The sequence below is a fragment of the Akkermansia sp. UNK.MGS-1 genome (assembly GCF_000980515.1).
Classification (GTDB): domain Bacteria; phylum Verrucomicrobiota; class Verrucomicrobiia; order Verrucomicrobiales; family Akkermansiaceae; genus Akkermansia; species Akkermansia muciniphila.
The window spans coordinates 25,918-32,747 of sequence record NZ_LBCB01000013.1 but is presented as its reverse complement, the minus strand read 5'-3'; the positions used below and the strand labels follow the sequence as shown (position 1 = coordinate 32,747).

Below are 6,830 nucleotides of genomic sequence, written 5' to 3'. Positions count from 1 at the left end.
TGCCGCGCAGGCGGGCCGCGAGGGTTTGCGTGGCGAATTCCGCCATGCTTTCATGCTGGGAACGTATGGTCAAGACGGCGATATGGGTGAAGGGGGGGAGGTCGAAAGTACGCCGCATTTCCAGTTCCTGGGCTGCAAAGCCGTCCGTGTCATGGTGCCGGGCGTATTGCAGGGAGGGGGACTGGGGCGTAAAAGTCTGGATAATGACTTCTCCGGAAAGATCGCCGCGGCCGGCGCGGCCCGCTACCTGCGTCAGGAGCTGGAAAGTGCGTTCCCCTGCACGGGGATCCGGGATGTGGAGCCCCAGGTCCGCGTTCAGTACGCCTACCAGCGTCACGTTGGGAAAGTCCAGCCCTTTGGCGATCATCTGGGTGCCCAGGAGAATATCTATCTTATGGGCGCGGAACTGGTTCAGAATGGTCCGGACGGCGTTTTTCCGCCGGGCTACGTCCGCATCCACGCGCGTGATGCGCGCCGCAGGAAAAGTGCGGCGCAGGATTTCTTCCACCTTCTGGGTTCCGTACCCCTGGAGCAGGATATTGGCGGACCGGCATTCCGGGCAGGAACGGGGCGGAAGGGCTTTGAATCCGCACAGGTGACACATGAGGCGGTCTTCCGTACGGTGGTAGGTCAGGGGCAGGGAGCAGTGCAGGCACGTGACAACGTGGCCGCAGTCCGGGCATTGGATGGAGCGTGCGAATCCGCGCCTGTTGAGCAGCAGGATAACCTGTTCCCCTTTGTCCAGGCGCCGGTCAATGGACATCCTGAGGCGTTCGGAGATAACGTTGGGACCGGATTTATTCTTTCCTTCCGTTTTCATGTCCAGGATGCGAATGAGCGGCAGCTTCTGACCGTCCGCCCTTTCCGTCAGTTTTACCAGGGAATACTTCCCAATCAGGGCATTATGGATGCTTTCCAGAGAGGGAGTGGCGGAGCCAAGAAGCACGGCGCAGTTTTCCAGATGGGCGCGCAGCACGGCCAGATCCCTCCCGTGGTAGCGGGGGGAACTTTCCTGTTTGTAAGAGGCGTCGTGTTCTTCATCCACAATCACCAGACCCAGATTTTGGAGGGGGGCGAAGACGGCGGAACGGGGGCCGATGACGATACGTGCCTTTCCGGAACGGATGGCATGCCATTCGTCAAAGCGCTCTCCGTCCGAAAGGAGGCTGTGCAGCACTGCCACGGAGGAAGGCAGTTCCGCGAAACGGGATTTGAAACGCTGAACCGTCTGGGGCGTCAGGGAAATTTCCGGCACCATGATCAGGGCGGATTTTCCGGATTTTACTATTTGGGAAACGGCCTGTAAGTAAACCTCCGTCTTGCCGGAACCGGTAACCCCTTGCAGCAGGACCGGTTTTTTGCGCTCTGCCGCGCACATGGCCGTGATTTCTTCCAGCGCTTTCTGCTGCTGGCTGTTCAGCTTCATGGGCTGGGTGGGGACGAATTGCTCCCCGGTGCTGGGGTCCCGGTGCACGGCCTCTTCTTTCAGGGAGATGAAGCCTTTGGCTTCCAGGCTGCGGGCAACGTTCAGGGCTCCGGCGCCGAATGCCGCCAGGGGGGCGGACTGTTGTTTCGCGGATGAGAAATAATCCAGCATTTGGGCCTGCCGGGGTGCTTTGCGGTACAGGGCGTCCAGTTCCTCCTGTGCCGGAGTTTTTTCCAGATACACCATTTTGCGCATTTTTTCCGCCGTATTTTCCTGACGAACGGTTTCCGGGAGCAGACACCGGATCATCTGATCCAGAGCCACGGAGTAATAGTCCGCCGCCCATGAGGCCAGATTCATCATCACCGGGGAAATCAGGGGCTCCGGATCGATCAGTTTCAGAATGGGCTTGAGCCTGTCCTTCCAGGCCGGGGCCGGTTCTGACAGCGTAAGCACGGTTCCGGTAGCCGTTCTGTTGCGCAGGGGCACCTGTACGCGGCAGCCCGGCTTGACGTCTCCCGCTTCCGGAGGAATACCGTAATCCAGTACCAGATCGCTTTGTCCGTCAACCAGAATGCGCGCCGCCTGCATGGAGTGAAAAGGAGGATAACATTAACGATAGCCGAAGGGGAAACGGGAGACGCCGCTCATGTCCTTCAGAACTTCAATGTAATTGTAGCCGTATCCATCCATGATTTGCGTTACGACGGATGCCTGGTCGTACCCGATTTCCAGGGCTACAAAGCCGTCTTCATTCAGGTAATCCCGGGCGCGGGCCAGAAAGCGTTCAATGATTTCCCAGCCTTTAGGACCTCCGAACAGGGCTGTATGGGGGTCTTTCATGACTTCCGGGGCAAGTTTTTCCCCCTCTGCAATGTATGGCAGATTGGCCACGATAACGTCAAAGAGCATGTTCCGCCCGTTTTCCCCTTTTCCTCCATCCGGAGCAGAATCGGCATCCTCCGCATGCGGATCCGTTTTTTCCTGGGGAATGTTGGCGAACAGATTCGTCTGGATGGTGGAGACTCTGGCTCCCAGCCGCATGGCATTTTCCAGGGCCAGATCCAGAGCCTGCGGGGAAATGTCCGCCAGCACGACTTCTCCGGCGCGCTCCTTGAGTTCCAGCGCCAGCGTGACGCCGATAACGCCGGAGCCCGTGCCCATGTCCAGGATGCGTACCGGATGGTCCGGGATTTTCTTTAACACCATTTCCACCAGTTCCTCGGTTTCCGGGCGGGGAATCAGGGCGCGGGCATCCGTCAGGAAATCCCTCCGGAAAAATTCCGTGACCCCCAGCAGATGTTGCAGCGGTTCTCCCGCTGCCCTGCGTTTCAGCAGTTCGCGCAGGGGTGCCAGCTCCGCTTCTTCCACGGGCCTGTCAAACTGGGAGTAAAGAGCCGTGCGGTTGCAGTGCAGGACATGGGCCAGCAAATGCTGCATGGTGGCGCGTGCTTCGTCGCACCCCTGGCGGGCCAGATAATCCGTGCCGGCTTGAAGGACTTCCAGTAAAGTTTTCATGAAAGGAAAAAGGAAGTTAGGACATTCCGGCCTCCGCCAGGCGTTCCTGCATTTCCGCATGCTGGAGGGCCATAATCAGGTCTTCCAGCTGCCCCATCAGGATACCGTCCAGATTGTGGGAAGTGTAGCCGATGCGGTGGTCTGTCAGACGGTTCTGCGGGAAGTTGTATGTGCGTATCTTTTCTTCACGGCCGCCGGAGCCGATGAGATTGCGGCGCGCGGCGGAGTATTTTTCCGCCTCTTCCCGTTTTTTGGCTTCAAAGAGCTTGGCGCGCAGGATTTTCATGCCTTTTTCTCGGTTTTTCATCTGGCTGCGTTCTTCCTCGCACCGGACATAAACGCCCGTGGGTATGTGCCATATCTGAACGGCGGATTCTGTTTTGTTCACATGCTGGCCTCCGGCTCCGCCGGAACGGCATACTTCGATGCGGAGATCTTCCGGGCGGATTTCTATGTCCACTTCCTCCGCTTCCGGCATGACGGCCACGGTGGCGGTGGAAGTATGGATGCGCCCCTGCGTTTCCGTAGCGGGAACGCGCTGCACACGGTGCACGCCGCCTTCATATTTCAGGAAGCGGAACACTTCTTCCCCGGCAATGCGGCAGACGACTTCCTTGAATCCGCCCACGTCCGACGGGCTGCTTTCCAGATGCTCGAAGCACCAGCCGCGTTCTTCCGCAAAACGCTGGTACATCCGCAGCAGGTCTCCGGCAAACAGGGAGGCTTCATCCCCGCCCGTTCCGGCGCGGATTTCAATGATGGCGTCCCGGTCTTCCGTCGTGTCGCGGGGCAGCAGGCTGTACTGCACGTCGCTTCGCAGTTTTTCCAGGGCGGCTTCCAGTTCTGGAATCTCCAGGGCGGCCAGTTCCGCCAGTTCCGGATCGTCCGTCTTGGCCAGTTCCTGGTTGTCCGCCAGCTGTTGTTCCGTGGCGTTCAGGGAATCCCATGTTTCCATGAGTTCCTTCAGGCGGCGGTGCTCTCTCATGATTTCCGAGGCCTTTTTCTGGTCATTGAAGAAGTCCGGTTCGGCAATGACTGTTTCCAATTCTTCCAGGCGCTGGCGGCGTTTTTCAATGAGAGGTGTGTAATCCATGGCGTTTGCGTGTAAAGGATTTTAAAAGATGGCGGGGTTTTCTGAAAGCCAAATCCGGGGGATGTAAGACATGTTCCGGCATTTAAAAGCAGGGGGGGATTCCGCTTCCGGCGCCTCTGCCGCGCTTTCCTGAATCCGGAAAACCGGGCCAAAAGAAAACCGCGGCCATTACGTTTTTCCAATATGCTTCCCTGAAAAGGGGAAAAGCGGAATTGTCGTAACTGCCGCGGCGGTAAAGCTGGCATCGCGTACGGGACTCGAACCCGTGTTGCCCGCGTGAAAGGCGGGAGTCCTGGACCGCTAGACGAACGCGACTTTTAGGTTTGCAGGGACTGCGCGGCGAAGTAAATACTACCGGAAGCCGAAAGGCAAGAATTATTTGAATCCGAGTTAAAAAAATCGTTATTTTCCTTCCGGTATGTGGGATTCGTCGTAATCGTCCAGCCTGTGCTGCCAGAGGTAGTACCGCGTTTGCTGGACAAGCACGCCGGAAAGTGCCAGCAGGGAAATGAGGTTGGGCAGGGCCATCAGGCCGTTGGCGCAGTCTGCAAAAATCCATACCAGTTCTATTTTAGAGACGCAGCCGATGAAGACCGCCGCCACCCAGATGACGCGGTAAGGCATGATCAGCCGGATGCCTCCCAGGTATTCCAGCGCTTTTTCTCCGAAGTAGGACCAGCCCAGAATGGTGGAAACTACAAACGTAACCAGGCTGAGCGTGAGCAGAGGGGAGCCTATGTAAGGAATTTTGCTGAATGCCAGCGTAGTAAGCCTGGGGCCGTCCGTGCAGGAAATGTCCGGATGCGCGATGATGCTGGTGGTCAGCACAATTCCCGTCAGGGCGCAGATGATGACGGTATCCCAGAAGGGGCCGCTGGAAGAGATGAGCGCCTGCCTGACGGGGTTGCGGTTCTGTGCTGCGGCGGAGGCGATGGCTGCGGATCCCAGGCCGGCCTCATTGGAAAAGAGGCCCCGGGCCACACCGGTTCTCATTGCCGCCATGACGGCCGCTCCTGCTGCGCCCCCGGCGGCGGCTTCTCCCGTGAAGGCGCAGTCCAGAATATACCGGATGGCGGGAATAATGTACTCTGCCTGTACGGTCAGGATATACAGGCATCCCATGATATAGATGACGGCCATGAACGGCACGAAGAAAGCGCATACCCTGGCAATGCCCTGGATGCCTCCCAGCATCACCAGAGCCGTCAATGCCGTCAGAACGGCGGCTGTTCCCCAGGAGGGAATGGAAAAGGCGTGGTGGAGCTGTTCCGCCGCCGCGTTCCCTTGCGTCAGATTGCCGATTCCGAAGGCGGCAATGGCCGTGAAGACGGCGAAGGCTGTCCCCAGCCATTTGCTGTTCAGACCGCGTTCCAGCACGAACATGGGGCCTCCGCTCATATTGCCGTCCTTGTTTTCCACCCGGTATTTGATGGCGAGCAATCCTTCCGAATAACGGGTTGCCATTCCCAGAACTCCCGTCAGCCAGCACCAAAAGACGGCGCCGGGGCCTCCGGCTGCAATCGCCACGCCCACGCCGATGATATTCCCGGCGCCGATGTTGGCTGCCAGGGCCACCATCAGGGAGCTGAACGGGGAGATATCTCCCTTGTCCGTATGATCTTTCACAAAATACAATTTCAGGGCCTTAAGCAGATAACGCTGCGGAAACCGCAGGATGGCGGTGAGGTACAGGTGCGTGCCCAGCAGCATGATGAGCAGGGGCCACCCCCACAGAAAGCTGCTGAAAGCGGACAGCCAGGATGTGAGCGTGTCCCCGGTCTGGAAAAAGGCATTTTGGAGGGCGTCAAGCATACCGGGGGGATTCTAGGGAAAAGAAGCGTGGTGACAAGTCCTTAAACAAATGACGGAGAAAGGTTTTTCACAATGTTATGAACCTGGGCCCGGAGTTTTCCGTTTTTGGGGAATCGGTTCCAGGAAAAATGCCGTCTCCCGTATTCGAGTATCGTTTCCCTGAAAAGAAGATGTGTGTTCCTGGTGCGGCTCTTCCTTCCCCGGAAGCTGAGGAGGCAGGGGCGGACGAGCTGCTGACTGTGGAAAGGGTTGCCTGTTTCCGGCGCGCGCGTTCTTATCACAGGCTCCGCCATGTCCTTGGAATGGGTAAAACCCTCGGACAAGACGGTGTTGACTGCGGCAGTGGGAGCAGATAAAACCTTGAAACAGGGTGTCAATCCGGCCGAGGGAAAGGCGTTTCCCGCTCAGTCGGTTGTGTGGCCGCGACGGTACAGGCGGATAATCAATAATTAATTAAAGAAAAAATGATTGTTTTTACGGAAGAGAAGAAATTTTCCAGGGAAGATGTTCAAGAATTGTTCCTGTCCGTTGGCTGGATTTCCGGACAATATCCGGGGCGTCTGTTCAAGGCTCTCATGAATTCGTCCACTGTTGTTACGGCCTGGGATGGTGACCGCCTGGCAGGGCTGGTGCGGGTGCTGGACGACAGCGAGATGGTTGCCTACATGCATTATGTTCTGGTGCATCCCGCCTATCAGGGCAGGGGGATTGCTGGAAAAATGGTGGAAATGGTTAAGGAAAAATACAGGGACTACCTGTATCTTGAAATCATGCCGGAGGAGAGCAGAAACGCCGCTTTTTATGAGAAGCACGGCTTCCGGGTTATGGAAGACGGCGTAGCCATGCAGCTGTGCAACTTTTCAAACAGGAGCTGATGCGGGGCGCCGGGGAAAGATTGCCTGCGGCTGCCGGGGCGCAGGTGATGTGGCCGTTGTCCGCCGGATATATCCGTTTTTCAGCGTACTGTGTCGGAAGGCTGTT

Annotated in this window: 5 protein-coding genes and 1 tRNA gene; 1 reads left to right on the top strand and 5 read right to left on the bottom strand. The window is 57.6% G+C overall.

The window, feature by feature from the left end:
* The 5 genes from priA to WW58_RS08485 form a co-directional block, all read right to left on the bottom strand.
* Nucleotides 1–2,017: replication restart helicase PriA (priA, locus tag WW58_RS08505; RefSeq protein ID WP_288143434.1), on the bottom strand; the 2,017-nt coding region annotated here is incomplete at its 3' end.
* 21 nt (nt 2,018–2,038) lie between these two features.
* A complete protein-coding gene (gene prmC / locus WW58_RS08500; protein ID WP_046436929.1) occupies nt 2,039–2,944 on the bottom strand; it encodes a peptide chain release factor N(5)-glutamine methyltransferase in 906 nt (301 codons plus the stop codon).
* A gap of 16 nt (nt 2,945–2,960) precedes the next feature.
* Entirely contained in the window at nt 2,961–4,037 is a 1,077-nt protein-coding gene (gene prfA, locus WW58_RS08495; RefSeq protein ID WP_046436911.1) for a peptide chain release factor 1, read from the bottom strand.
* A gap of 239 nt (nt 4,038–4,276) precedes the next feature.
* Nucleotides 4,277–4,352, bottom strand: a tRNA-Glu gene (locus WW58_RS08490).
* 87 nt (nt 4,353–4,439) lie between these two features.
* A complete protein-coding gene (locus WW58_RS08485; RefSeq protein ID WP_046436909.1) occupies nt 4,440–5,849 on the bottom strand; it encodes an alanine/glycine:cation symporter family protein in 1,410 nt (469 codons plus the stop codon).
* 464 nt (nt 5,850–6,313) lie between these two features.
* Between WW58_RS08485 and WW58_RS08475 the strand changes: the two genes are divergently transcribed.
* The gene (locus tag WW58_RS08475; protein ID WP_012419101.1) at nt 6,314–6,724 is read left to right on the top strand and encodes a GNAT family N-acetyltransferase; all 411 of its coding nucleotides are present in this window, start codon (nt 6,314–6,316) and stop codon (nt 6,722–6,724) included.
* Nucleotides 6,725–6,830: the final 106 nt, after the last annotated feature.

Excerpts from the sequence above, each read along its gene's own strand:
- WW58_RS08485 (WP_046436909.1), bottom strand. The coding sequence starts at position 5,849 with ATGCTTGACGCCCTCCAAAATGCCTTTTTCCAGACCGGGGACACGCTC.
- prmC (WP_046436929.1), bottom strand. The coding sequence starts at position 2,944 with ATGAAAACTTTACTGGAAGTCCTTCAAGCCGGCACGGATTATCTGGCC.
- prfA (WP_046436911.1), bottom strand. The coding sequence starts at position 4,037 with ATGGATTACACACCTCTCATTGAAAAACGCCGCCAGCGCCTGGAAGAA.
- WW58_RS08475 (WP_012419101.1), top strand. The coding sequence starts at position 6,314 with ATGATTGTTTTTACGGAAGAGAAGAAATTTTCCAGGGAAGATGTTCAA.